The organism is Kribbella pratensis (assembly GCF_004365355.1).
Lineage (GTDB): Bacteria > Actinomycetota > Actinomycetes > Propionibacteriales > Kribbellaceae > Kribbella.
Genome location: NZ_SODP01000001.1, coordinates 484,256 through 508,092, shown reverse-complemented (window position 1 = coordinate 508,092; position 23,837 = coordinate 484,256). Strand labels below are relative to the sequence as shown.

19 protein-coding genes are annotated in these 23,837 nt (G+C 68.6%); 7 read left to right on the top strand and 12 right to left on the bottom strand.

The features are described 5' to 3' along the window. Positions 1 to 154: 154 nt before the first annotated feature. Entirely contained in the window at positions 155 to 1,381 is a 1,227-nt protein-coding gene (locus EV653_RS02400; RefSeq protein WP_134097511.1) for a deoxyguanosinetriphosphate triphosphohydrolase, read from the bottom strand. Positions 1,382 to 1,423: 42 nt separating this feature from the next. Then, positions 1,424 to 2,023, bottom strand: coding sequence for a dihydrofolate reductase family protein (locus tag EV653_RS02395; protein WP_134097509.1), 600 nt, complete (start codon positions 2,021 to 2,023; stop codon positions 1,424 to 1,426). Positions 2,024 to 2,095: 72 nt separating this feature from the next. Between EV653_RS02395 and EV653_RS02390 the strand changes: the two genes are divergently transcribed. Together EV653_RS02390 and EV653_RS02385 are read left to right on the top strand one after the other, a co-directional pair. Next, a complete protein-coding gene (locus EV653_RS02390; RefSeq protein ID WP_238159514.1) occupies positions 2,096 to 2,671 on the top strand; it encodes a winged helix-turn-helix domain-containing protein in 576 nt (191 codons plus the stop codon). Continuing rightward, positions 2,668 to 3,921 (top strand): MFS transporter, encoded by a 1,254-nt coding sequence (locus EV653_RS02385; protein ID WP_134097507.1) that lies wholly within the window; start codon positions 2,668 to 2,670, stop codon positions 3,919 to 3,921. Before EV653_RS02390 ends, EV653_RS02385 begins: the two co-directional genes overlap by 4 nt. Here EV653_RS02385 and EV653_RS02380 read toward each other — a convergent pair. Further along, a complete protein-coding gene (locus tag EV653_RS02380) occupies positions 3,861 to 4,487 on the bottom strand; it encodes a TetR/AcrR family transcriptional regulator (RefSeq protein WP_134097505.1) in 627 nt (208 codons plus the stop codon). The two genes, EV653_RS02385 and EV653_RS02380, sit on opposite strands and share 61 nt — an antisense overlap. 83 nt (positions 4,488 to 4,570) lie before the next feature. On the opposite strand from EV653_RS02380, the gene EV653_RS02375 reads away from it, so the two are divergent. After that, entirely contained in the window at positions 4,571 to 5,416 is an 846-nt protein-coding gene (locus tag EV653_RS02375) for an alpha/beta hydrolase (protein WP_134097503.1), read from the top strand. Here the strand turns inward: EV653_RS02375 and EV653_RS02370 are convergent. Continuing rightward, a complete protein-coding gene (locus EV653_RS02370; protein WP_134097501.1) occupies positions 5,381 to 6,907 on the bottom strand; it encodes a helix-turn-helix domain-containing protein in 1,527 nt (508 codons plus the stop codon). The two genes, EV653_RS02375 and EV653_RS02370, sit on opposite strands and share 36 nt — an antisense overlap. A 174-nt stretch (positions 6,908 to 7,081) precedes the next feature. Between EV653_RS02370 and EV653_RS02365 the strand changes: the two genes are divergently transcribed. Then, positions 7,082 to 8,311, top strand: a complete 1,230-nt coding sequence (locus EV653_RS02365) for a hypothetical protein (RefSeq protein ID WP_134097499.1) — start codon at positions 7,082 to 7,084, stop codon at positions 8,309 to 8,311. Positions 8,312 to 8,350: 39 nt separating this feature from the next. On the opposite strand, the gene EV653_RS02360 is transcribed toward EV653_RS02365, so the two are convergent. The 3 genes from EV653_RS02360 to ppdK form a co-directional block, all read right to left on the bottom strand. Further along, positions 8,351 to 8,629, bottom strand: coding sequence for a YciI family protein (locus EV653_RS02360; RefSeq protein ID WP_134097497.1), 279 nt, complete (start codon positions 8,627 to 8,629; stop codon positions 8,351 to 8,353). Between the two features lie 147 nt (positions 8,630 to 8,776). Continuing rightward, on the bottom strand, positions 8,777 to 9,556 hold the full coding sequence (locus tag EV653_RS02355) for a class I SAM-dependent methyltransferase (protein ID WP_134097495.1): 780 nt from the start codon (positions 9,554 to 9,556) through the stop codon (positions 8,777 to 8,779). After that, entirely contained in the window at positions 9,549 to 12,221 is a 2,673-nt protein-coding gene (ppdK, locus tag EV653_RS02350) for a pyruvate, phosphate dikinase (protein WP_134097493.1), read from the bottom strand. Before ppdK ends, EV653_RS02355 begins: the two co-directional genes overlap by 8 nt. A 320-nt stretch (positions 12,222 to 12,541) precedes the next feature. Between ppdK and EV653_RS02345 the strand changes: the two genes are divergently transcribed. After that, positions 12,542 to 13,393, top strand: coding sequence for a cobalamin-binding protein (locus EV653_RS02345; protein ID WP_134097491.1), 852 nt, complete (start codon positions 12,542 to 12,544; stop codon positions 13,391 to 13,393). On the opposite strand, the gene EV653_RS02340 is transcribed toward EV653_RS02345, so the two are convergent. Genes EV653_RS02340 through EV653_RS02325 form a run of 4 tightly spaced genes read right to left on the bottom strand, consistent with a single transcriptional unit; the run spans position 13,390 to position 18,830 of the window. Continuing rightward, positions 13,390 to 15,348 carry a vWA domain-containing protein gene (locus EV653_RS02340; protein ID WP_134097489.1) on the bottom strand — a complete coding sequence of 653 codons (1,959 nt, stop codon included), beginning with the start codon at positions 15,346 to 15,348 and terminating at the stop codon, positions 13,390 to 13,392. The genes EV653_RS02345 and EV653_RS02340 overlap by 4 nt on opposite strands. 2 nt (positions 15,349 to 15,350) lie before the next feature. Next, complete coding sequence (locus EV653_RS02335) at positions 15,351 to 16,748, bottom strand: sigma 54-interacting transcriptional regulator (RefSeq protein ID WP_134097487.1); 1,398 nt, start codon at positions 16,746 to 16,748, stop codon at positions 15,351 to 15,353. Between the two features lie 45 nt (positions 16,749 to 16,793). Beyond that, positions 16,794 to 18,083 carry a serine hydrolase domain-containing protein gene (locus EV653_RS02330; RefSeq protein WP_134097485.1) on the bottom strand — a complete coding sequence of 430 codons (1,290 nt, stop codon included), beginning with the start codon at positions 18,081 to 18,083 and terminating at the stop codon, positions 16,794 to 16,796. 9 nt (positions 18,084 to 18,092) lie between these two features. Continuing rightward, complete coding sequence (locus EV653_RS02325; RefSeq protein ID WP_134097483.1) at positions 18,093 to 18,830, bottom strand: Clp protease N-terminal domain-containing protein; 738 nt, start codon at positions 18,828 to 18,830, stop codon at positions 18,093 to 18,095. Positions 18,831 to 18,998: 168 nt separating this feature from the next. Between EV653_RS02325 and mug the strand changes: the two genes are divergently transcribed. After that, positions 18,999 to 19,499, top strand: a complete 501-nt coding sequence (mug, locus tag EV653_RS02320; RefSeq protein WP_134097481.1) for a G/U mismatch-specific DNA glycosylase — start codon at positions 18,999 to 19,001, stop codon at positions 19,497 to 19,499. Between the two features lie 24 nt (positions 19,500 to 19,523). After that, positions 19,524 to 22,847 carry a hypothetical protein gene (locus tag EV653_RS02315; RefSeq protein ID WP_134097479.1) on the top strand — a complete coding sequence of 1,108 codons (3,324 nt, stop codon included), beginning with the start codon at positions 19,524 to 19,526 and terminating at the stop codon, positions 22,845 to 22,847. Here the strand turns inward: EV653_RS02315 and ligD are convergent, their stop codons facing one another. Further along, on the bottom strand, positions 22,848 to 23,822 hold the full coding sequence (gene ligD, locus EV653_RS02310) for a non-homologous end-joining DNA ligase (RefSeq protein ID WP_134097478.1): 975 nt from the start codon (positions 23,820 to 23,822) through the stop codon (positions 22,848 to 22,850). Between the last annotated feature and the right edge of the window lie 15 nt (positions 23,823 to 23,837).

The window sequence follows — 23,837 nt, the reverse complement described above, 5'->3', positions numbered from 1 at the left end:
GGGCGCAGGCGAGTGGGGCGCAGGCGAGTGGGGCGCAGGCGAGTGGGGCGCAGGCGAGTGGGGCGCAGGCGAGTGGGGCGCAGGCGAGTGGGGCGCAGGCGAGTGGGGCGCGGGCGGGCGCGGCGCGGTGACCGGACGGAAGCGAGCGGGGGTGTCAGGGGGTGAGTTGGGTGTGCCAGGCCAGAGCTGAGGGGTCGGTGAGGGACGCGACCTGGTCGACGACAACGCGCAGCCGGGCGTTGTCGTCGGTCGCGTCCGCGAAGTCGGACTGGAACGGCAGGTCCAGGTTGCGTGGGGCCGTCTTCCACAGCGCCTCGACCAGCTCGGTGAGCAGCTCGCGCTGAGTCGCGCGGCGAGCCTGGCGCTCGGGTGAGTTGAGGACGTGGAACATGCCCACCCCCTTGAGCAGACCGATCTCGGTGCGGATGCCGTCGGGGACGATCAGGTCGGCCTCGTAGCGGATCAGCCGCGAGCGACCGAACACGGCATGCGTGGCCTGCTCGGCCGCGGTGGCGAAGCGGCCGATGAGCTGGCTGGTGAGGTCCTTGAGGCCGCCGAGCGCACGCCGGCTGTCGTCGAAGGGCGAGCCGGGCCAGTAGTTCAGCGAGGTCAGCCGGGCCCAGCCCTCGTCCAGCTCCGCATCGGTTGCCTCCGGCAAGTACATCTGCCGGACGGTCTGCCAGTACGGCGCCCTGTCCGCGTCGACCGCGGCGAGGTCGAGATGGTGGGCGACGATCGCGTCCTCGACGTCGTGCACGGAGTACGCCACGTCGTCGGCGAAGTCCATCACCTGGGCCTCCAGGCAGCGCCGCTCCCCCACACCCGGACGCAGCCAGGTGAAGACGGCGAGATCGTCGTCGTACACGCCGAATTTCCGCTCGCCGGGGCGGCGCGGCCACGGGTACTTCGTCGCGGCGTCGAGCGTCGCGCGGCTCAGATTCAGACCGACACTGCGGCCTTCGGCGTCGAAGGTCTTCGACTCGAGCCTGGTAAGCAATCGCAGCGTCTGCGCGTTGCCCTCGAACCCACCGATGTCCGTCGCGACCTGGTCGAGCGCGCGCTCGCCGTTGTGGCCGAACGGAGGATGTCCGAGATCGTGTGACAGGCAGGCCGCGTCAACGATGTCCGGATCGCAGCCGAGCGTCGCCGCGAGCTCGCGCCCGATCTGGGCGACCTCGAGACTGTGGGTCAGCCGGTTGCGGACGAAGTCGTCGCTGCCGGCCGTCACGACCTGCGTCTTGGCGGCCAGCCGTCGCAACGCCGCGCTGTGCAGCACCCGCGCGCGATCACGCGCGAAGGCGGTCCGGCCCGGTCGCTTGACCGGCTCGGCAACCCAGCGCTCCGCGTCGTGCTCGTCGTACCCATCATGCTGCTTCCTCATTACTGCACACAGTAGCCGCGAGCACGGACAGTTTCGCGACGTTCAGATGGCCACGCAGTAACGCATCCAGAGCACGCCGTCCTTGAAGACCTCGGTGCCGACGTGGTGAAGGTTGAGTTGGCGGGTGTCGCACCACCGCTCGCCGGTGCCGACCAGGACGGGGTGGACGAGGAGCGCCAGCTCGTCGATCAGATCCAGTTCGAGGCAGGCTCGGAGGAGGGCGCCGGACGAATCCACGCGGACGGTCTGGACACCCCGTCGGCCCAGGACCGTAAGGATTTCGGCGAGGTCCACCTGGTCGTAGCCGGTGACGAGTTCGCGGGTCGTCGCGTCTGCGGGACGGGGAGGGGTCTGGTCGGCGTACAAGGCGAGCACGTCGGACCAGTAGCCGAGGTCGCGGAGTGCGTTCCAGCTGTGGACGCGGGCTCGGCTGTCGACGACGGCGAGCAGCGGGCCCTCCGGTCGCGGGCCACGCCGGGGAGCCGCCAGTACGGCGGACTCCTGGGCGAGGATCGTGTCCGCGCCGACGAGCGTCACGTCCTCCTGCCAGAGCGAGGCCAGCGCATAGAACCGGGCGAGGTCGACGTCGAACCCCGACGCCACCCCGTCCAGCGAAACCGCCAGCTGAGCCACCACGTGCATATCCCCAAACCTAGGGACAGCCACCGACAAACCCTGTTGCAGAGACCTCTCTGCAGAGATTACTCTGCAACTGTGCGACGAATCGATGCCCGGAGTCTGCGCGGACTCGCCCACCCGCTCCGGATGCGCCTTCTGGAGGCGATCGAGCTCGACGGGCCGGCGACGTCGAGCACGCTGGCGACGCGGCTCGGCGAGAACACCGGAACGATCAGCTGGCATCTGCGCTTGCTCGCCGAGCACGGGTACCTCGAGGAGGATCCCGCTCGCGGAACGAAGCGCGAGCGCTGGTGGCGCATCCCCGAGCGCACCGTCCTGGACCCGTCCGAGTTCCTCGACGATCCGGAGACCCGGCGCGCGCTCGACGTCTACCTCCGCGACCTGGTCGAGCGGTACTACAACCGCGTCCGCGCGTACGTCGACGAGGACTGGCCGGGCGAATGGCAACAGGCGGCCGCACTGTCGGACTGGCGCGACCTCCACCTCACGCCGGAGCAGCTGCACCACCTCAACGAGGAGATCGCCGCCGTCATCGACCGCTACACCGACGCCGAACCTACTGACGGCGCCGAACCTACTGACGGCGCCGAACCTACTGACGGCGCCGAGCGGGTGATCGTCCAGCTGCAGTCGTTCCCCCGCCGCTCATGAGCCTGCTCCGGACTCATCGCGATTTCCGTCTCTTCTGGACCGGCGAGACGATCAACCGCTTCGGTAGCGCGACCTCGTCGGTGGCGCTACCGCTGGTTGCGATTTCGATGCTCGATGCAACGACCTTCGAGGTCGGTCTGCTCACCGCGGCCGCCTGGGCGCCGTGGCTGCTCATCGGTCTACCGACCGGGGCCTGGATCGACCGCGTACGCCGCCGGCCCGTCATGCTCGCGTCATCGGCCGTCTCAGCCGCCCTGTTCGCCGCGGTTCCGTTGGCCGGCGATCTCCTGAGCATCCGACTGCTGCTCGTCGTTGCGATGCTCGCCGGTGCCGCATCGGTCGTCTTCCAGACGGCGTACACCGCCTATCTGCCGACGCTTCTGGACCCGAGTGATCACGCCGAAGGCAACGCGAAGCTGCACGGCAGCGCATCGGCCGCGCAGATCGCCGGGCTGGGGTGCGGCGGCCTGCTGGTCCAACTCGTTGGCGCGGCCAACACTCTCCTCGTCGACACGGCGAGCTTCCTGGTCGCGCTCGGCTGTCTCGCCGCGATCCGCTACCGGGAGCGCCGTACGACGAACCCTCGACGACCCGGCGCGATCCGAGCCGGTGTCAGGCTGGTCGCGCAGGACGTCTGGCTGCGTACGTTGACGATCTTCGGCGCCGTCTCGAACCTCGCGCTGATGGGTTATCAGGCGATCATCGTCGTCTTCCTCGTCCGCGAGGCCGGCCTCGGCGCGGGCACAGTCGGCACGTTGATCGCGGCGGCATCCAGCGGCGGAGCCGTCGGCGCGTTCGTCGGACGGCATACCATACGGTTTGGTATGGCGAGGGCGCTGCTGCTGTGCGAACTCGGCCTGCCGACGCTGGCGCTGCTGATCCCGTTGAGCGGTACGAGCCCGGTGTTCTACCTGATCGGCGCGTTCGGCGTCAGCCTGGGCGTGGTCGGCGGAAACGTCGTGAAGGCGACCTTCCTCCAGTCCTACTGCCCGCCCGACCTGTTCGGCCGCCTCACCGCGACGACAGCGTTCGTCAACTACGGCACGATCCCGCTCGGCGCACTCCTCGGCGGCGTACTCGGGCAAACCCTCGGCCTCACACCAGCCCTATGGATCACCACGGCGGGCGTGCCGCTGGCCGGGCTCATCCTGCTCGCGTCACCGATCCGTCGGCGCCGCGATCTCCCGACTCACCAGGGCAGCGGCGTACCAGGAACTGCGGCCGATTCGAGCCGGGTCCGCACTGCCTGACGGGCATGCTCGTACGTCGTGTCGTCGTTGTGCAGGATCGAGGCCAGGTTCGCGGCCTCGTAGTACGCGTTGAGGTCGAACGCGAGCTGCTTCGGGTCACCGACGAGCTCACCTCGTGAGATCGCCTCGCCGATCGTGGCCTCGATCAGGTCCATCCACTCGTAGTGCACCGCCGCGAGCATCTCCGTCACAGCGCCGTCGCGCGCGGAGAACTCGTGCGAGACCTTCTGGAAAAAGCAGCCACCCGGAAATACGCGGCTCTGTGAGTAGTCGAGCCAGTGCTTACTCAACGCCCACACACGTCCGAGACCGGGCTCGACCTCGAAGGCCGGGAGCACCACGTTGTCGGCATAAATCCGCCGCGCGGCCCGGATCGTCGACAGCTGCAGCTCTTCCTTCGAGCCGAAGTGCGCGAACAGGCCGCTCTTGCTGATCCCGAGCTCGGTCGCGAGCCGCCCGATCGACAGCCCCTCGAGCCCGTCGACCGAGGCGATGTCGACCGACCGGCGCAGCACGGCGCGGCGGGTCTGGTCACCCCGCACCAACCGTCCGTCGACCTTCTCCATGGCTCCAGATCCTAGTTGCCCTTGACGATGACCTCGTGCAAAAGTAATAGTACGACCGTTCGTACAGTTAGGGGAGGACGTTCATGCGGAAGCTGATCGGCACGGGACTGCAGGCCATCGGAGCGGTATCGCCACGACTTGGCGGCCGGCTCGCGTTCGGGCTCTGGCGCCGCCCGCTCGCCCGCGGCCGGGTCCGCGACAGCGAGCTGGACGTCCACACGGCTGCGCGGGTCGAGGACATGGACGGCGTACTCACCTACGCCTGGGGTGACGGCGCCCGGCCCGTGCTGCTCGTCCACGGCTGGCGGTCACGCGCTTCGCGGTACGCCGGGTTCATCTCGCGGCTGCTCGAGCTCGGGTACAGCCCGGTGTCGTACGACGCTCCCGGGCATGGCGACTCCCCCGGTCCGATCGTGTCGATCCTCGGGCACCAGCGAATCATTCGCGCGCTCGAGGAGCGGCACGGGCCGTTCGAGGCCGTGATCGCCCACTCGCTCGGCGTCCCCTTCGCGCTGTACGCAGTGAAAGAAGGGGTCGCCACGAAGCGGCTGGTGATGGTGAGCGGCGTGGCGGATTTCGGCTACCTGGCCGACTCGTTCTGCCGAGCGCTCGGACTAGGGCCGAAGGTCAACCAGCGGCTGCGGCGTCAGATCGAGCGCGGGTACTTCGACGGCGACCACACCATCTGGGACCGATTCTCGGTCGCGCCCGGTAAGACGCCGTTGCTGGTGGTCCACAACGACGAGGACGACGTCGTGGACCCCGAGCAGGCGCGCGTACTCCTGCTCAACTACGGCGAGCAGGCGCACTTCCATCCGACGACGGGCCTCGGCCACAGCCGGATCCTGCAGGACCCGGCTGTGATCGCCGAAGCGGTCGCCTTCCTGCAGGACTCAGATGTCTCTGAAGGTCTCGATCTGAGCGCCTAGCGAGTTGAGCCGGGTCGCGAGGTCCTCGTAGCCCCGGTTGATCACGTAGACGCTGCGCAGGACCGACGTACCCTTCGCGGCCATCATCGCGATCAGCGTGACGACGGCCGGGCGGAGCGCCGGCGGACACATCATCTCGGTGCCGGAGAAGTGCGTCGGGCCTTCGACCATGACGCGGTGCGGGTCGAGCAGCTTGACCCGGCCGCCGAGCTTGTTCAGATCGGTCAGATAGATCGCGCGGTTCTCGTAGACCCAGTCGTGGATCAGCGTCTGCCCGGTAGCGATGGCCGCGATCACCGCGAAGAACGGCAGGTTGTCGATGTTCAGCCCCGGGAACGGCATCGGGTGGATCTTGTCGATCGGCGCGTGCAGCTTCGACGGCCGGGTGGTGAGGTCGACCAGCCGGGTCCGGCCGTTCTCCGCCAGGTACTCCGTACTGCGGTCATAGTCGAGCCCCATCTCCTCGAGCAGCGCGAGCTCGATCTCGAGGAACTCCACCGGCGCCCGCCGGATGGTGATCTCGGACTTGGTCACGATCGCCGCGGTGAGCAGGCTCATCGCCTCGATCGGGTCCTCGGACGGCGCGTAGTCGACGTCCACGTCGATGTCGGCGCGGCCGTGGACGGTGAGCGTCGTCGTACCGATGCCGTCGATCTTCACGCCGAGCAGGTCGAGGTAGAAGCACAGGTCCTGGACCATGTAGTTCGGGCTCGCGTTGCGGATCACGGTGACGCCGTCGTACCGCGCGGCGGCCATGATCGCGTTCTCGGTCACGGTGTCGCCGCGCTCGGTCAGCACGATCGGCTTGCCCGGCGTGATCGCGCGGTTGACCAGTGCGTGGTACTGCCCGCCGGTCGCCTTCACCTCGAGGCCGAACGGGCGCAGCGCGGTCAGGTGCGGCTCGACGGTCCGCGTGCCGAGGTCGCAGCCACCGGCGTACGGCAGTTCGAACGCGTCCTCGCGGTGCAGCAGCGGGCCGAGGAACATGATGATGGAGCGGGTACGACGGGCCGCCTCGGCGTCCATCGAGCTCAGGTCGAGGTGGGCCGGCGGGACGATCTCCAGGTCGCCGGCGTCGTTCAGCCAGGTGGTGCGGACGCCGATCGAGTTCAGCACCTCGAGCAGACGGTTGACCTCTTCGATGCGCGCGACCTTGCGCAGCGTCGTCCGGCCCTTGTTCAGCAGGCTCGCGCAGAGCAGTGCGACCCCGGCGTTCTTGCTCGACTTGACGTCGATGGATCCGGAAAGTTGGCGGCCACCGGCCACACGGAGGTGGACCGGGCCTCCACCGAGAGAGACAATTTCGGAGTCGAGCGCCTCGCCGATCCGGGCGAGCATCTCGAGGGTGAGGTTCTGATGACCCTTCTCGATCCTGTTCACCGCACTCTGGCTGGTGTTCAGTACTTCCGCGAGCTGCGTCTGCGTCCAGCCGCGATGCTTACGGGCGTCCCGGATGAGGTTTCCGATCCGGCTCAGGTAGTCATCGGTCATGCGCCGGACCTTATCTCACATGTGAGATACCTCTGCATCGACCCGCCGGTGCCAGCGTAGCCAATGTCACCCGCAGCCCACGTCCGAGGGTCCCGAGGACCCGCGTGACCTGCTGAAACGCCCGCAGCCTACAGTTACCCCCAACTCCCGCCGCACCCCGGAGAGGATCAACAGATGCCGGACGACACCTCCGCCGCGGTGGTCAGCGAGTTCGAGGCGGAGTCGTGGCCGCTCGAGGCAGCCGCCGACAGCCTGCACCAGGTGATCGAAGGGTTCCACAACGGTGACACCCGGCCGCTGGTGATCGGCGACGGCGACCAGCCGGTGCTGGTCGTGCTGGCGATCGCCGACCTGGCCGACTTCCGCGCCCGGATCGCCGAGCTGCTCGGCAACCCAGTGGACGCGGGCTGGCTGCGGTATTACCTGCGCTCGAACTTCGACATGAGCTCGGAGCGGCTGGTCGAGCTGCTCGGAGTGGACACGGACCACGGGCTCTCGTCGCTGGCCAGCCAGGTGAACGTCGAGCAGGCCGCGACGCTGATGCCCGACCACGTACGCCGTACCGAGGCGGGCGGGAATCCGCTGATGCTGATCGGCGACGGGATGATGGCGACCGCCGCGCTGCTGTCGTTCCAGGCGTTCCAGGTGCTGCTCGCGATGGAAGGCGACGGCAAGGGCGACGACGACTCCTGTGTGCACGACGACGAGGAGAAGCCGACCACGCCGCTGGAGGTGCTGGCCGAGCGGATCGGGCCGGTGTCGACGCAGCTGGTCGCGCAGATCAACGCGGGTCGCGAGCCGGGCCTACCGAAGTACGAGCTGCACTTCGAGGACGACCTGATCGAGCATCTCCGCGACCTGGAAGCACGGGCGCAGCAGGCACCGGGCGCCGGGGCGCACGACGAGTTGAACCAGCTGCTGCATCAGTTCGACCAGATGCGCAGCGGGCTGGTCGAGGTCGACACGGACGAGACGGGCGAGGAGCTCGACGAAGCGCCGTACCTGGAGGCGACTGATCTCAAGGCCGCGCTGCCGGACATCCGCGACATCTTCCGCGAAGGCGCCGACGACCCGTACCTGATCGGGTTGGACGGACGGCCGTGCGCGGGGTTGATCTCCTACGACCTGTACGAGGAACTGCAGAAGGTGTCGGTCGAGCTGGACGGCACCGACGAGGCGCCGGTGCTGCCGTTGCCCGAACCCCGCTGGGAGAACGGGCCGCGGCTGCTGCCGTTCGAGATCGCGCTCGAGATGTGCGAAGCGGTCATCGAGGACATCACGAACGGCGAGGCGTCGATGCTGTTCATCGCCGACGAGGACAACGAACCCGAGCTGGTTCTCGCTCCGCTGGTCTGGCTCTGGGCGTACGTCGACCACCTGGATCTCGAAGGCGCCGAGGCCTGACTTCGTCGGGCGGGTCCAGACCTTCGCCCTCCTCGAGCATCAGCCGATCGGGAAGAGGGGCTCCCACTCGGAGAGGGTGGCGATCTCGTAGACGTCGGCCGGGGTGTAGGGATCCTTGGCGAGGATGTCGCGGAGCTCGGCCTCGTCGGCCACGTCGTAAATGAGCAGGGCGCCGGTCTGGTCGGGGAACGGGCCGGCGGTGACGAGCTTGCCGGCTTCCTTCAGCTCGGTCAGGTACTCACGGTGCGCCGGACGGACCGCGAGACGACGGTCGGTGTCGGCGAGATCGAAGCGCAGCTGCACGACATAAAGGGCCATGCCGAAACCCTACATCGATCAAGAAACCAAAGGGATTTGGTGCGGGAAAGGGAGTCACGAGCCGCCACAGCGGCTGGTTCAGGTCAGACCCGAAAGTCGACGAGTGATCTCCCTTCCCGCCCGGTTATTTCACCAGTCCGCGACCCGCTACGCAAGGGGTTGGTTAAGAGAAATTCCTACAGACAGTTGATTCATATAACGCTTCGTGATCGAGCCCCCGGCTGCCTCGATGAGAGCGCTGATACAGCCGTACAGTCCGTCACGCCGCTCGCTTGTCAAGGCCCGATGGCCGGAGTACGACGACAAAAGTTCGAGGTACTCCGCGGCCGAATAGTCCGCATCCCAGACGTATCTGCGGAACTCCACGGACCCGAATAGCCCGGAACGTTCGAACCCTTCCGGATCTTTCGGTACGTCGTTCGCGGCGGGCAATCCATTCGCGGCGGGGTCGTCGGTGAATCGGTCGTAGCACGACTGCACGTCGACGAAGAACTGCTCGCTCCCACCGGCGACGTGATACGTCGACACGACTGCCAGCGCACCACCCGGCCGCAGCAGGTCCACGCACCGCTGCACGCGCGTCGCAGGATCGAGCCAGTGGAACGCGGTCGCGGAGATGACCAGGTCGAAGGACTGCGCGGGCAGCTCCAAGGTGTCGAAGTCCGCGACGACCACATCGATCGTGGGGTGCTTCCGCCGGAGAACCTCCGCGAGCGCTGGGCTGAGTTCGACAGCGGTGACCGGCCAGGCTCGCTCCACCATCGCGGAGGTTGCCTGGCCGGTGCCGGGGCCGAGCTCGAGGACGCGCGGGTGGTCGCCGACGATGGCCGACAACTCGTCGAAGAGTTCAGGCGGATAGGTGGGTCGGACGCGGTCGTACAGGTCCGCGTCCTCGCCGAAGGTCTGCCGGAGACTCTGTCTACTCACCCGCCAATGCTGCCCGGCCGGCTTCCAGACGCGCCACCGGAATTCGGAACGGCGAGCAGGAGACGTAGTCGAGACCGACGTCGTGGAAGAAGTGGATGCTGTCCGGGTCGCCGCCGTGTTCGCCGCAGATGCCGAGCTTGAGGTCGGGCTTGGTCGCGCGCCCGCGATCCACGCCGGTCCGTACCAGCGCGCCGACGCCTTCGCGGTCGATCGACTCGAACGGCGACACCGCGAAGATCCCTTTCTCCAGGTACCGCGAGAAGAACGCGCTCTCGACGTCGTCGCGGCTGAAACCCCACGTGGTCTGGGTCAGGTCGTTGGTGCCGAACGAGAAGAAGTCGGCCGCCTCCGCGATCTGGTCCGCGATCACCGCGGCCCGCGGCAGCTCGATCATCGTGCCGATCGGGATCTCCCGATCCACGCCGACCTCGGCGAGGACGCGTTCGACCTCGTCGCGGGCCAGGTGCAGTTCCTGTACGGCGCCTACCAGCGGGATCATGACCTCCGGCCGCGGATCCTTACCCTTGGCCCGCAGTTCCTTCGCCGCCGACGCGATCGCCCGTACCTGCATCGCGAACAGACCGGGGACGACCAGCCCGAGCCGCACACCGCGCAGGCCGAGCATGGGGTTCTGCTCGTGCAACCGCTGGACTGCCGCGAGGAGGGCCGCGTCGCGACCGGGGTCCTCGCCGCGCTCGCGTGCAACGGCGACCTTCACCGCGAGCTCCTCCATCGAGGGCAGGAACTCGTGCAGCGGCGGGTCGATCAGCCGGATCGTCACCGGCAGGCCGTCCATCGCGCCCAGCAGCTCCAGGAAATCCCCGCGCTGCAAGGGCTCCAGCTCGGCCAGCGCCGCCTCGAGATCAGCGTCGGTGTCGGCGAGGATCAACCGCTCGACGGACTCGCGCCGCTCCCCCAGGAACATGTGCTCGGTCCGGCACAACCCGATCCCCTCGGCCCCGAACCGCCGCGCCCGCGCCGCGTCGTCCGCGGTGTCGGCATTGGTCCGTACGCCGAGCCGGCGTACCTCGTCCGCATGGGTCATCAGCCGGTGCACCGAGGCGACGAGTTCGTCGCCGGCGTCCGGGGCGAGCGTGCCCTCGAAGTACTGGACGACCGGTGAGGGGACGACCGGGACCTCGCCGCGGAAGACCTCGCCGGTCGTGCCGTCGATCGAGATCAGCTCGCCGGCCTCCAGTATCATGCCGTTGGCAGCTCCATTGAGAGTGATGGTGCCCTGGGCAACATTCACGTCGAGGTCCTCGGCGCCGCAGACGCAGGTCTTGCCCATACCCCGCGCGACCACGGCCGCGTGCGAGGTCTTGCCGCCGCGGCTGGTCAGGATGCCCTGCGCCGCGATCATGCCGTGCAGGTCGTCCGGGTTCGTCTCGCGGCGTACCAGGATCACCTTCTCGCCGCGGTCCGCGGCCTCGACCGCGGCGGCCGACGTGAACACGACCTTGCCCGACGCGGCGCCCGGCGACGCCCCGATCGCCTTGGTGATCAGGTCCTTCTCGGCATCCGCGTCGAATCGCGGGAACATCAGCTGGGCGAGCTGCGCGCCCTTGACGCGCTTGAGTGCCTCGTCGGTGTCGATCACGCCTTCGTCGACCAGGCTCGTCGCGATCCGGAACGCCGCCGCCGCGGTCCGCTTGCCGACGCGGGTCTGCAGCATCCACAGCTTGCCGCGCTCGATCGTGAACTCGATGTCGCACAGATCCCGGTAGTGCCCCTCGAGCGTGGCCATGATCTCCATCAAGTCGTCGTACGACGTCTTGTCGATCTGCTCGAGGTCCGCGAGCGGGACGGTGTTGCGGATGCCCGCGACGACGTCCTCGCCCTGGGCGTTCTGCAGGTAGTCGCCGTACACGCCGGGCTGTCCGGTCGAGGGATCGCGGGTGAACGCGACGCCGGTGCCGGAGTCCATGCCGAGGTTGCCGAAGACCATCGAGCAGATGTTGACCGCCGTGCCGAGGTCGGTCGGGATCCGCTCCTGGCGGCGGTAGAGGATCGCGCGGTCCGAGTTCCACGAGCGGAAGACTGCCTCGGTCGCCAGGTCCATCTGGGTCCGCGGGTCCTGCGGGAACTCGCGACCGGTGTGGTCGTGGACGGCCCGCTTGAACGTCTCGACCAGAGCCTTCAGGTCGTCGGCGTCCAGGTCGAGGTCGTTGCTGGTGCCCTTGTCCTGCTTGGCTTTGTCGATCGCGTCCTCGAAGACGTCGCCCTCCATGCCGAGCACGGTCTTGCCGAACATCTGGATCAGTCGGCGGTACGCGTCCCAAGCGAAGCGCGGGTTGCCCGACTGGTGCGCCAGGCCGTTCACCGAGTCGTCGTTCAGACCGACGTTGAGGACGGTCTCCATCATGCCGGGCATCGACACGGCGGCACCGGAGCGCACCGAGACGAGCAGCGGGTCGTCGGCCTGGCCGAGCTTCTTGCCCATCCTCTGCTGCAGCAGATCGACGTGCTTGTCGATCTCGTCGGCGAGCTCGGCCGGCACCGCGCCGGTCTCCAGGTACACGCGGCAGGCGTCGGCGGTGATGGTGAAGCCGGGTGGCACCGGCAGGCCGAGGTTGGTCATCTCGGCCAGGTTCGCCCCCTTCCCGCCGAGCAGCTGTTTCATGTCCTTATTGCCTTCGGCAAAGTCGTAGACGAGTTTCGGCACGGTCACTCCCTGGGTTGCAGGCGGGTGTTTTCAGGCGCGGGAAGATGGCCCGCTGGCCCGTCGACTCCGGCGGCGGGGGCGTGCTTTCAGGGTAAGCCTAAAAACCAGTCCAGTTGAACACTGGTCTCACGATGCCGACGTGACCCTCCCCACAGGTCGAAGGCCGGAAAACCCTTCCCTGGTTGACAACGCGAGACAATCGGTCTGTCTCAGAATGAATCACAGGCAGGACGCTTCAAGCCTGTTCGGTCGGGGTACAGGGCCATCTTCTAGCCTGTTCGGTCGGGGTACAGAGGTCGTCGCCAGCTAGAGTCTGCCGGGTGCGCATCGTCTCCCTGCTTCCCTCCGCGACCGAGATCTGCTTCGCGCTCGGCGGCGGTGATGACGTCGTCGGGGTGACATTCGAGTGTGACTATCCGGCGGGGGCGCGTGGTCGCCGGATCGTGTCGACGACGGCGCTGCCCGCTGGTTTGACGCCTGGGGAGATCGACGCCGTCGTACGACGGAAGGTGGCGGCCGGGGAGGATCTGTACCACCTGGACGCCGGCGCTCTACGGGAACTAGAGCCCGATGTGGTGATCACGCAGGACCTGTGCGCGGTGTGTGCGATCGACGTGGACGACGTATCGGAAGCACTCAACTATTTAGGCTGCCGGGCCGAGGTGGTCACCACCGATCCACACACCCTCGCCGAGGTGCTCACCTCAATCAAGACGATCGCCAAGGCAACCGAGCGGAACCCGAACCCGCTCGTAGAAGACCTACGAACGCGTCTCAATCGGTTTCCTGCAGTTCCGGGCCCGCGGGTCGCGCTACTCGAGTGGACGGATCCGCCGTTTGCTCCGGGGCATTGGTTGCCGGAGATGATGACGTTGGCGGGTGGAACGAATGTGCTGGGGAACGCCGGCCAACGGTCGGTCGCGATCACCTGGGAGCAGGTGGCGACCGCGGAGCCTGAGGTGATCGTCTCGGCACCGTGTGGGTTTGATCTGGAGGGCGCTACGAAGCTGACCGCGGAGTTGCTGCCACGGCTGCCCGCGGATGTTCCGGTGTGGGCAGTCGACGCGAACGGCTACTACGCGCGCCCGGGTCCCCGCCTGGTAGACGGCATCGACGTACTGGCTGCCATCCTCCAGGGCGGGACCCCGGATCACGCGATCAGGTTGCGTTAGAGCTTGCGGCGGGTTCTCAGGTAGTCGCCTACTACGGCGGCGCCTAGGCCGTCGGGATCGGGGGCCAGGACTCGGCCGCCGCTGCGGCGGGCCAGAAGGTCGACGAAGGCGTTGAGGCGCGGGTCGTCGCCTAGGCGGAAGACTGTCAGGGAGGCGCCCAGTTTGGCCAGGCGGTCGACCTCGAAGATCGTCTTGCGGAGCGTGGCCGGCTCCGGTGGGTACGAGAACTCGGCCGTGCCGTCGGGCTCGAGATGCGCGGTCGGCTCGCCGTCGGTCACCATCAGGACGACCGGCTGGGCGTCGGGGTGGCGACGAAGGTGACGTCCGGCGAGGAGCAGTGCGTGGTGCGCGTTGGTGCCCTGCTCCCAAGTGCCTTCCATCCCGATCAGCTGCGGCAGCTCCACCACCCCGGCATACCGGCCGAAGGTGATGAGTTGGAGTGCGTCGTTGCGGTAGCGGGTCGAGATGAGTTGGTGCAGCGCGAGCGCCGTACGCTTCATCGGCAGCCAGCGGCCCTCCTGGACCATCGACCACGACGTGTCGACGAGCAATGCGACCGCGGCGCGAGCGCGATGCTCGGTCTCCGCGATTTCCACATCCGACACGTCGAGCTTCACGCCACCGCCGCCGGTGTGCGCGGTCCGCAGTACGGCGTTGCGCACCGTCCGCGGCACGTCCCACGGCTGGGTGTCGCCGAACTCCCACTGTCGCGTCGACCCGCTCAGCTCACCGGCCGCGCCGGCGTTGGCGGCATCCCGTTCACCGGACCCACGGGCAGCCCGCAGTACGTCGGCCAACGCCGTCTGACCAAGCTGACGCAGGGCCTTCGGAGACAGCCGCAGCGAACCGTCCGGCGCCCGCTCGATCAGACCCTGATCGCGCAGCTGCCGCTCCAGCTCGCTCAGCCGGCGCGCGTCGACCGTTGCCTCGTCGCCCAATTGACGGGTGAGGGCGTCGAGGTCGATGTCCTCGAGCCGCGCACCCGGATACGACTGCGCCAGCTGCTCGGCCAGCGCATCCAGCTCGGCGAGATCGGACATGGCCCGCGCGCCCTCGGCCAGACCGAGCGGATCTTCACCGCTCAGCTGCTCCGAGCCGTACCAGTCCTCGCCCGGCCGCAGCGACTGCAGCTGAGCATCCAGCTGGGCCAGCTGCTGCGCGAGTTGCGGACTGCCGAAGGCCTGCTGCGACAGCTCCATCAGCTCGGCGCGTTGCTCGGCGGTCATCGAGTTCATCATCCGCTGCGCCGCGGCTGCCCGCTGCGCGAGTACGTCGATGAGCTCCTCGACGTTCTGCGGGTTCTCCGGGAAGAACTCGCCGTGCTTGGCCATGAACTCCTCGAACAGCTCCGGAACCTCGGGCCGTCCCTGTGCGTGCGCCGCCAGCAGCGCATTGAGGTCGGTCAGCATCTCGTTGATCGCCTCGACGTCCTCGGGCGTGGTCTGCTGCAGCGCCTCCTTCATGCCCTCGAACCGCGACCCGAGGAGCTCGCGCCCGAGTAGTTCGCGGATCTCCTCGTACTTCGCCCGCGCGTCCGACGACTGCCAGTCGTAATTCGCCAGCTCGCGGACGGCGGCCGCCGTACCGGACGGGAGGGCGTCGAGCTGAGCCTCCCGGAAGCGGGCGTCGTCGGACGGGTTCGGGAACAGCTCGTGCCGCTCCGCGTCGAGCGCTTCGTTCAGCAACCGCTGGACGTCGCGCAGCGTGCCGTCGAGGTTGTGCCGCCGCTCGATCTCGCGGCGGCGCTCCCACAGGCGGCGGCTCAGGTCGTCCAGACCCTGCGTGTTCCGGGTGCCGCGCCGGAGCAACTCCTCCAGCGCGGACCGCGGCGACGACCCGTTCATCACGTCGCGGCCGATCTTGTCCAGCGCGTCCCGCAGATCCGCGGGCGCCTTGAGCGGGTCAGGCCCGTCATGCCACGGACCGTACGACCAGCCTTCCGGTATCGACGACATGATCAGGCTCCGTAGACCGTGGTGTCGTCGTCGGCGTCCTTGGCTACTCGTTTCGACAGGTAGAGCATCTCCAGGGCGAGCTCGACGGCGGCGGCGATCCGTCCGGACGAGTCGTCCGGCTCGACACCGGCCCGGGCCGCGACGTCGTGCAGGACGGGCAGCTCGGGCAACGCGGCCAGCACGTCCCGGCCGGGCACCCGCTCGCCGGTCGTCACAAGGTTGCCGTCGGCAACAGCATGGGCGAGCGGAGTCAGGTCGAGACCGGCGAAACGCTCGCGTGCCGTGTCGGCCACCGACCGGCGCAGCAGGTACTCGAGCAGTTCGATCTCGCGCCCTTCCTCACCAGGCTCGAACTCGAGCTTGCCCCGCAGTACTGCGGGCACCGCCTCGAGGTCCACCGGCCGGGCGACAGCCGGCGTCTCGCCGGTGATCGCGCTCCGGCGCAACGCCGCGGCGGCGATCGTCTCGGCCGCGGCGACCGCGAACCGGGCGGACACACCCGACCGCTGGTCGATCGCGGTCGACTCGCGCAGGTGCCGGACGAACCGCGCCAGCACCTCGAGCAGGGGCTCGCCCACCTCGGCGGTGAACTCGGCCTCCTGCCGAATCACGTCGACCTCAGCGTCGATGTCGAGCGGGTAGTGGGTCCGGACCTCGGCGCCGAACCGGTCCTTCAGCGGCGTGATGATGCGGCCGCGGTTGGTGTAGTCCTCCGGGTTGGCCGTCGCCACCAGCAACACGTCGAGCGGTAGCCGCAGCGTGTACCCGCGGACCTGGATGTCGCGCTCCTCCATCACGTTCAGCAACGCGACCTGAATGCGCTCGGCGAGGTCGGGCAGCTCGTTGATCGCGACGATGCCGCGGTGCGAGCGCGGGACCAGACCGAAGTGGATGGTTTCGGGGTCGCCGAGACTGCGTCCCTCGGCAACCTTCACCGGGTCCACGTCGCCGATCAGGTCACCGACGGAGGTGTCGGGCGTGGCCAGCTTCTCGGCGTACCGCAGGTCGCGGTGCAGCCAAGCGACCGGCAGGTCGTCGCCGAGCTCGGCGGCGCGGCGGCGCGAGGCGGGTGTGATCGGGTCGAGCGGGTGCTCGGGCAGCTCCGCGCCCTCGATCACCGGGGTCCACTCGTCCAGCAGCCCGACCAGCGTGCGCAGCAGCCGGGTCTTGCCCTGGCCACGCTCACCGAGCAGTACGACGTCGTGCCCGGCGAGCAGCGCGCGCTCGAGCTGCGGGATCACCGTGCGGGTGAATCCGACGATGCCGGGCCACGGATCACGTCCGGCCCGGAGCTGTTTCAGCAGGTTGTCACGGATTTCGGCCTTGATCGACCGGGGTAGATAGCCGGCGGCCCGGAGGTCACCAGCCTTACGGGGAAGTTCAGCAGGTGCACTAGTCACGCTGAAGACGTTAGCTCGGTCACCCCAGAATGCACCTCGTTTATCTCAGCGCCTGGGCGTAACCCGACCTGAGGTGAACAGGTGGGTGGGCGTGAAGGTCAGCGGCACCCACGGATGCTCCGGAGAGTAACGAGTGACGAAATGGTCCCCGTCGAGCGGCTCCGTCGGCAGTACGTCGTACTCGTGCACCGGCTCCTCGGCGAACGCCAGCCGATCCCCCGTCGCCTGCTCGGTCAGCACCAGCCGGTCCGCACGCCGTACGACGTCCAGCCGCACGCTCGCGCGCTCGTACCGCCCGACATTGCGGTCGTCAACCGCACCGTCAACCGGACCGTCGACCGGTTGCGGTGCGGCCGGGTGGCTGACTCCGACGTAGTGCTGGAACACCTCGGATGCGAGCGGCTCGAACAGCCTGGTCCCGTTGCCGGAGTTGGTCAGCAGGCACATGATCAACCGGGCCTCCGGATCGACCCGGAGGAAGGCCGTCTGCGAGATCGTCGAGCCGTCGTGCCCGAAGATCCGGCGACCGTCCCAGTCGTAGATCCGCCAGGTCAGACCGAGGTCGATGAAGCCGCCGATCCCGCCCGCGAACGGCACCTGCGGCTCCTGCATGCCGGCGTACTTCTCGTCGTCCAGATGCATCCGGGCAAACTCGAGTAGGTTGTCGGCGCTCGCCGCGATCAGCCCGGCCGGGCCGATGCTCCGCGGCAGCTGCCACGTCTTGACCGGCGAGCCGTCCTCGGCCGTGTGACCGCGGGCGGCCCGGTACAGGATCGCCTCCTCGGGCAGGGTGACGGTGTGCGTCAGGCCGAGCGGCTCGACCAGGCGCGTCCGCAACGACTCGTCCCACGTCCGGCCGTCGAGCACCTCGATCAGCCGGCCGAGGACGACGAATCCCGCATTGCAGTACGAGTACGCAGTACCCGGCTCGAACAGCTGCTCCACGTCGGCGAGCAGAGCGACGTACCGCTCCAGGCAGTCGTCGCCGCGGCCGGTGTCGGTGAACAGATCGCCGTCGACACCGCTGGTGTGGGTCAGCAGGTGACGGACCGTGATCCGCGGATCAATAGGGGCCTCAGGCAACAGCTTGACCACCGGGTCGTCGAGCTGCAGGCGGCCCTCGGCGGCGAGCTGGACGATCATCGTCCCGGTCCACGGCTTGCTGACCGACCCGATCTGGAAGAGCGAGTCGGCGGTGGTCTCCACCCCGGTCGCGGTATTGAGCAGGCCGTACGGCGTGATCGTGGTCGCGCCGTCCTGCCAGATGCCGAGCACCGCGCCGGGCACCTCGGCCGCTACCGCCAACTCGTTCAACCGCGCAGACCAGTCAGGCATGCGCCCAACCTACTTCGTGAAAGCGTCCAGCGCCGCGCGAATATCGGCCCAGGCCGCCGACTCGTCCAGGCCCTGCTCGAGCAGGATCTTCGTGGCGATGCCGGCCTGGTCACGGTAGAAGGCCAGCAGGAGATGCTCGGTGCCGACGTAGTTGTGGCCGAGGGTCAGGGCTTCTCCGACCGCGCCCTGCAGGACGTGGGCCGCACGCCGGGTGTACGGCGGATTCTCGGCGTCGAGGTCCTTCGATTCGGTCGACGGCTCGGTCGCCGGCTCGGTCGACGGCTCGGCCGGGCTCGCGGCGTCGACGGCCTGGAGCACCGACTCCTCGGTGATGCCGTGCTTGACAAGCACCTTGGCCGCGATCGCGCCGGGCTCCTTGTACATCCCGAGCAGGAGGTGCTCGGTGCCGACGAAGTTGTGGTTGCGGGCGCGGGCGATCTCCGCGGCGGCCTGCACCACCGAACGCGCCCGCTGGGTGTACCGCTCGAACGCCGGCCGCGCGGTCCAGGAGTCCGCGAACCGCTTGTGCGCGGCCTGCTTGCTGACACCGAGCACCGCGCTGATCTCGACCCACGACTTCCCCGCGCCGCGAGCCCGGTCGACGAAGAACCCGAGCGCGGCGTCGCCGGAGGTGGTCAGTTCGCTGATCGTCGCGGCCGCGGTGGCGAGCTGCGCGAGCTCGTCGTCGCTGCCGGCGTCGGTCTTGATCATGGTGATGAGCTGCTGCAGATCAGGTCCAGGAGTCATGCGTCAACCTTAGGTTGACAGAATTGCTGCGTCAACCCTGGGTTGACGGCATGAACGTGAGGTCTAACGACAGGAGGTAGTAGGCCGCGGCTGTCGGTTGCACGGTCGAGCCGGGCGCGCGATCGGCCTCGCAGGCCACTACCTCCTGTCGTTAGCTACGGTTCCCTCATGCAAGCTCTGCCCGATGTGATCGGACCCGGCCTGCGGGTGCTGTTCTGTGGGATCAATCCGGGGTTGATGTCGGCGGCGACCGGGCACCACTTCGCGCGGCCCGGCAATCGGTTCTGGCCGGCGCTGCAGCTGAGCGGCTTCACCCCGCGCCAGCTCAAGCCGGCCGAGCAGAGCGAGCTGCTGGAGTACGGGCTCGGCATCACCAATGTCGTCGACAAGCCGAGCGCACGGGCCGACGAGCTCACCCGCGCGGAGCTCGTCGCGGGCGGCGAGAATCTGGTGGCGAAGGTGCTCGAGCTCCAGCCCGAGTGGCTCGCCGTCCTCGGCGTCACCGCCTACCGCGACGCCTTCGCCGACCGTACGGCGGCCATCGGCAAGCAGGACCGCACGATCGGCACCACCCGCGTCTGGGTCCTCCCGAACCCGAGTGGCCTGAACGCGCACTACACGTTGCCGAAGCTGGCCGAGGCGTTCGCGGAGCTCCGACGGGTCAGTTGACCGGTGGTTCGGCAGGATGGGGGCATGCGAGCTTCCGACCTGCTGCGAGCGATCGACCAGCTTTCGTACGGCGAGCGGCTTCGGCACGTTGCGCTCGAAGGCCGCCGGTTGCGCGGGACAACCGAGCTCGCCGAGCTGCTGCGTGAACTCGCGGGAGGTACGCCGTACGAGCGGACTCTCGGCGTGACGATCGCGCAGGTCACAGGTGAGGTCGGCTACGTGACGCGACTGCTCGACGACCCGACCCCGGCGGTGCAGCATCGAGCCCTCGCGGCGGTTGGCAGGGGCGTACCGGTCTCGGACGACGATCTGCGGATCCTGTACGACGACGCGCCCGCCGTACTGCGCACCAAGCTCCTGCACGTGATCCGCAAGACCGGCCGATCCGCGCTCGCCGCACGGTTGATCGACGACCACCGCGAACGCTGGGGCGACCGTGCCGCCGCGAGCCTGCTCTCCAGCACGGACGGCGAGACCGTCGAGCGTCTGTTGCCCGAGCTTGCCTACATCCTCGGTCCCGGCGAGTGGGAGCGGCTCGGAGCGCGGCACCCGAAGGTCGTCCTCGCGCACGCGCACAGCACGCTGCCGTCCGGTCCAGATCGGGACGAGTGGTGGCAAGGCGCGGCGTACGGCGTGATCGGGGCGCTCGAGCACGATCCGGCGCAGGTCGCGGCGCTGCTGACAACCGCGCTGGTCCCCGATCAGTTGCCTTCGGCATTCACCTCGGTGCTCGGCCGACTGATGGACGCCGACCCTGCGGCTGTATTGCGGATCCTGCTCACACCGGAGCGGGCGTGGTCGTTGCCCAATGCCCTCACCCCGGCGGCACGCCGACGGCTGTATCGCTACTCGGACGACGAGCTGATCGCGCTCGGGCGACTCTCGTGGCCGACCCTGCCCGGCCTGCTCGATGACCTGCCGCCGGCCCGCCGCGCCGCCGTGTTCGAGGGCAGCACCAGCACCGTCGACCTCGGCCAGATCGTGCTGTCCACCGAGCTGCTCGCCCTGCTCCCCCGCCAGTTGCGCTTCGAGCAAGCCCGACGGATGCTCACCGTGCCAGCGGTTGCTGAGGGCAATCATTTGCGCTGGCAGATCACCGCGTTCCTGCCGTACGACGAGGCATTCGCCCTGCTCGAGCCGGAGATCACGCAGCCGGACGCCGATGACCGAGCCTTGGTGTACCAAGCGGTCGTCGCGTCGGCAGGGCACTCGCGGCAACCAGCCGCCGTCGAGGCCGCGGCGGCTTGGGTGACACGCGCCCGGAACGATCGCGACACCGTTCGCCAGAGCGTCCTGCGGGCTCTCAGCAAACTTCCGCCGTCGATGATGAGCGGCGCGCTGACCACCTCGCTCGAGAGCCTGCTGACGAGCGCGTTGGAGGCACGGGACACCAGTTGGGGCACCCAACGAGCGTTGAGTACGCTCGCGACCACCGCCGCCCAGGAAGGTGCCCGACGCAACGATCCGGCGCTGCTGGAGTGGGGCCTGCAGGCCCACGGGCGGCTGACCGAGAACCAGGGCTCGATCCCGTTGTACGGGCTGATCGAAGGGCTGCCGCGCGGGCAGGAGACGGCCGTCTACGACGTACTGCGGAAGTACGTCGACGACGGGGTGGCGCGGAAGGAGTTCCGGCTGCCGTTCGCGATCTCGCGAGCATTCGACGACCGTGGCTGGTCGAACGAGCACCTCCAGGCCACGCTCGAACAGGCGGTCTGGTCGAACCAGGAACACACCGTCGGCGAGGCGACCGAGCTGTGGTTGTGGCCGTCGTCGACGCGCGGCGAGCGGGTCGAGCAGATCATCCGGCGCGACGTCGGGATGGCCCGCTGGGATCCGGTCTGGCAGGCGGTGACCGAAGTACGGACCGATCTGCTGGACGTCGTGCTCGCGCACCCCGACCGGATCCGGCGGTTCGAGCGGAACCGTCCGGCCTGGAATGTGTCGGACCGCGCGATCCGCCGCTGGCTGCCGCGCCAGCAGGCGCAGTACGCCGGACTCGTGGCGGGCGCGGCCGATGACGAACGGATGCCGGACTGGGCTCGTGCGAACGCGGTCTCGATGCTGGGCCATGTGCCAGGTGCCGGGCGCGCTGCGCTCGAGCCGTTCCTGACGTACGAATCCGTGTTGCTGCAGGAGGCTGCGCTTGGTGCGTTGGCCTGGACGGATGCGCCCCAGGAGGCGTTGCCGGTGTTGCTCGCGCATGCGGGCGACGATCGCGCTCGGGTTGCTCTCTATGCGGCCAGCCGCGCGGCAATGTTCGTGCGGCCGAGCCGGTTGCCGGGGTTGTTGCATCCGGTGCTGGTTGGCGAGGGCGTGAAGATCACCTCCCGCAAGGAGGCTGCACGGTTGCTCGGCAAGCTCCGCGCTCCTGGGGCGAGTGCCGTCCTCGCGGACGCTTGGGCCTCGGCGCACCGAGACGTCAAGGCGGCGATCGCTAGTGCGGCATCGCAGTACCTGCTGCACGAGCCGGCGAGCTGGGCCTTGCTGCAGCAGGCGGTTCACGACAGCGCGGCGACGGCGACGGTTCTGACGCAGCGTCCGGCGTACGGGATGGCGGCGAAGTACCGCGCCCGGTACGCCGATCTACTGGTGGCCGTGACGAACCGGTCCGAGCAGGAGGTGGTAGGGAGCGCGGTGCGGGCGTTGCCGCGGTGGGCTCGATGGAATCCCGCGATCGCACCGATCTGCGTGGACTTCATCGCCGACCTGTCCACGCCGACGATCTGGAACGACGCGACGACGGCGCTGGTCGCCATCGCTCCCGAGTTGGCTGTGGACGAGATTGTCAGAGCTGTCCGTCTACTGGTCCGGCTTGAGGCCGACCCTCGGCTGCCTGACGCGCTGGCTGACCGCGATCACCCGGCCAGGCAGCGGCTCGATGTGCTGGTCAAGCGCCTGTCGCAGGCGTTCTTCCGGAAGTCGGCCGACGCGCGGCGGATCTTCAAGACGATCGCGGCGGAGCTCGACGGCCCAGACCTACTCAGCATGCGGTTGATGCTTCTCGTCGACTCGCTGGACTGGCAGACCCCCGATACCGACCTCCACGCTTTGATTGACGCGGTCGAAGGAAGGCCGTTGGCGGCTCAGGCGGCGGCATTCCGTCTCGGTGCCCGGCTCGACACGCTTCCGACGCACTGGACGCCGGAGTTGGTCGAGCAGCCGGCGCGGACCATGCTCCGCGGTGAGACGCCGATGTCAGGTCTCGTTGCCCGGTCGCTGATCGGCGCGGCCGGACGCCGGACCGGGTGGGCGCCGGTGTGGCGGGAGTTGCTGGTCGAGCTGCGCAACCACCCGCATCCCGACGTACGGCAGGAAGCGCTCGAGCTGACGACGGCGGCCGAGGTGTAGCTACTCGTCCGACTTTTCTTCAGCCTCGCGGGCGCGTTTGCGGCGTTTGCCTTCGTGCATGGCGACGACTCGGGCGACCGGTATCGCGCGGCCTTCCGCCAGGAGGTCCTCGGGGAGATCCTGCGGCGCCGGGAGCTGGTCGGCCCACGGGTCGGCGTCGCCCAGCAGCTGGATTGCGTTCCGGACGGTGAAGTCGCGCGGGGTCACGCTCTCCAGGTCGTCCCAGCCGACCGGATACGACACCGTCGTACCGGGCCGGACCCGCGGGCTGTACGCGGCAACCACCGTCGCGCCACCGGAACGCGTCGAGTCGACGAACACCTTCCCGTGCCGGTCCTCCTTGATGTACGCCGTTGTCGCGATCGACGGATCGATCTTCTCGGCCCGCGCCGCGATCGCCCTGGTCGCGGCCGCGGCGTCCTCGATCGACACCGTGTCGACGATCGGCACGATCACGTGCGCGCCCTTCGCGCCGCTCGTCTTGACCGCGCCGGACAGGCCGGAGTCCGTCAGCGCCTGGCGTACGAGCAGCGCCGCCTGCACCGCCATCGCGAACGTCTCGCCCTCCGGCGGGTCGAGGTCCAGGACGAGATGCGTGACGCGGTCCCAGCGGTCGGCGCGCATCAGCGTCGGGTGGTACTCGACCGCGCGCTGGTTGGCGAACCAGAGCAGCGTCCGCCGGTCGTTGCACAACGCGTAGGACACCTCGCGTTTCGACGCCTCGGCCCAGACCTTCACGGTCTTCACCCAGTCGGGCGTGTACTTCGGGACGTTTTTCTGCATGAACTTGGGCTGCCCCGGCCGGATCCGGATCACCGACAACGGCCGCTCCCGCAACTCCGGGAGGATCCGCTCGTGCACCGCGTCCAGGTAATCGACCAGATCCCGCTTGGTCGCCTCCGCCCCGTCGAACAACGGCTGATCCAGGTTGGTCAGGTCAACGCCGTCCCGCGTCTCATCCGGCTTGCTCGCCATCCCCAGAGCTTAGAA

Bases quoted from the DNA above. Each gene is read 5' to 3' on its own strand.
- EV653_RS02400 (WP_134097511.1), bottom strand. From the start codon at position 1,381: ATGAGGAAGCAGCATGATGGGTACGACGAGCACGACGCGGAGCGCTGG.
- EV653_RS02395 (WP_134097509.1), bottom strand. From the start codon at position 2,023: ATGCACGTGGTGGCTCAGCTGGCGGTTTCGCTGGACGGGGTGGCGTCG.
- EV653_RS02385 (WP_134097507.1), top strand. From the start codon at position 2,668: ATGAGCCTGCTCCGGACTCATCGCGATTTCCGTCTCTTCTGGACCGGC.
- EV653_RS02380 (WP_134097505.1), bottom strand. From the start codon at position 4,487: ATGGAGAAGGTCGACGGACGGTTGGTGCGGGGTGACCAGACCCGCCGC.
- EV653_RS02375 (WP_134097503.1), top strand. From the start codon at position 4,571: ATGCGGAAGCTGATCGGCACGGGACTGCAGGCCATCGGAGCGGTATCG.
- EV653_RS02370 (WP_134097501.1), bottom strand. From the start codon at position 6,907: ATGACCGATGACTACCTGAGCCGGATCGGAAACCTCATCCGGGACGCC.
- EV653_RS02365 (WP_134097499.1), top strand. From the start codon at position 7,082: ATGCCGGACGACACCTCCGCCGCGGTGGTCAGCGAGTTCGAGGCGGAG.
- EV653_RS02360 (WP_134097497.1), bottom strand. From the start codon at position 8,629: ATGGCCCTTTATGTCGTGCAGCTGCGCTTCGATCTCGCCGACACCGAC.
- EV653_RS02340 (WP_134097489.1), bottom strand. From the start codon at position 15,348: ATGTCGTCGATACCGGAAGGCTGGTCGTACGGTCCGTGGCATGACGGG.
- EV653_RS02330 (WP_134097485.1), bottom strand. From the start codon at position 18,083: ATGCCTGACTGGTCTGCGCGGTTGAACGAGTTGGCGGTAGCGGCCGAG.
- EV653_RS02325 (WP_134097483.1), bottom strand. From the start codon at position 18,830: ATGACTCCTGGACCTGATCTGCAGCAGCTCATCACCATGATCAAGACC.
- mug (WP_134097481.1), top strand. From the start codon at position 18,999: ATGCAAGCTCTGCCCGATGTGATCGGACCCGGCCTGCGGGTGCTGTTC.
- EV653_RS02315 (WP_134097479.1), top strand. From the start codon at position 19,524: ATGCGAGCTTCCGACCTGCTGCGAGCGATCGACCAGCTTTCGTACGGC.
- ligD (WP_134097478.1), bottom strand. From the start codon at position 23,822: ATGGCGAGCAAGCCGGATGAGACGCGGGACGGCGTTGACCTGACCAAC.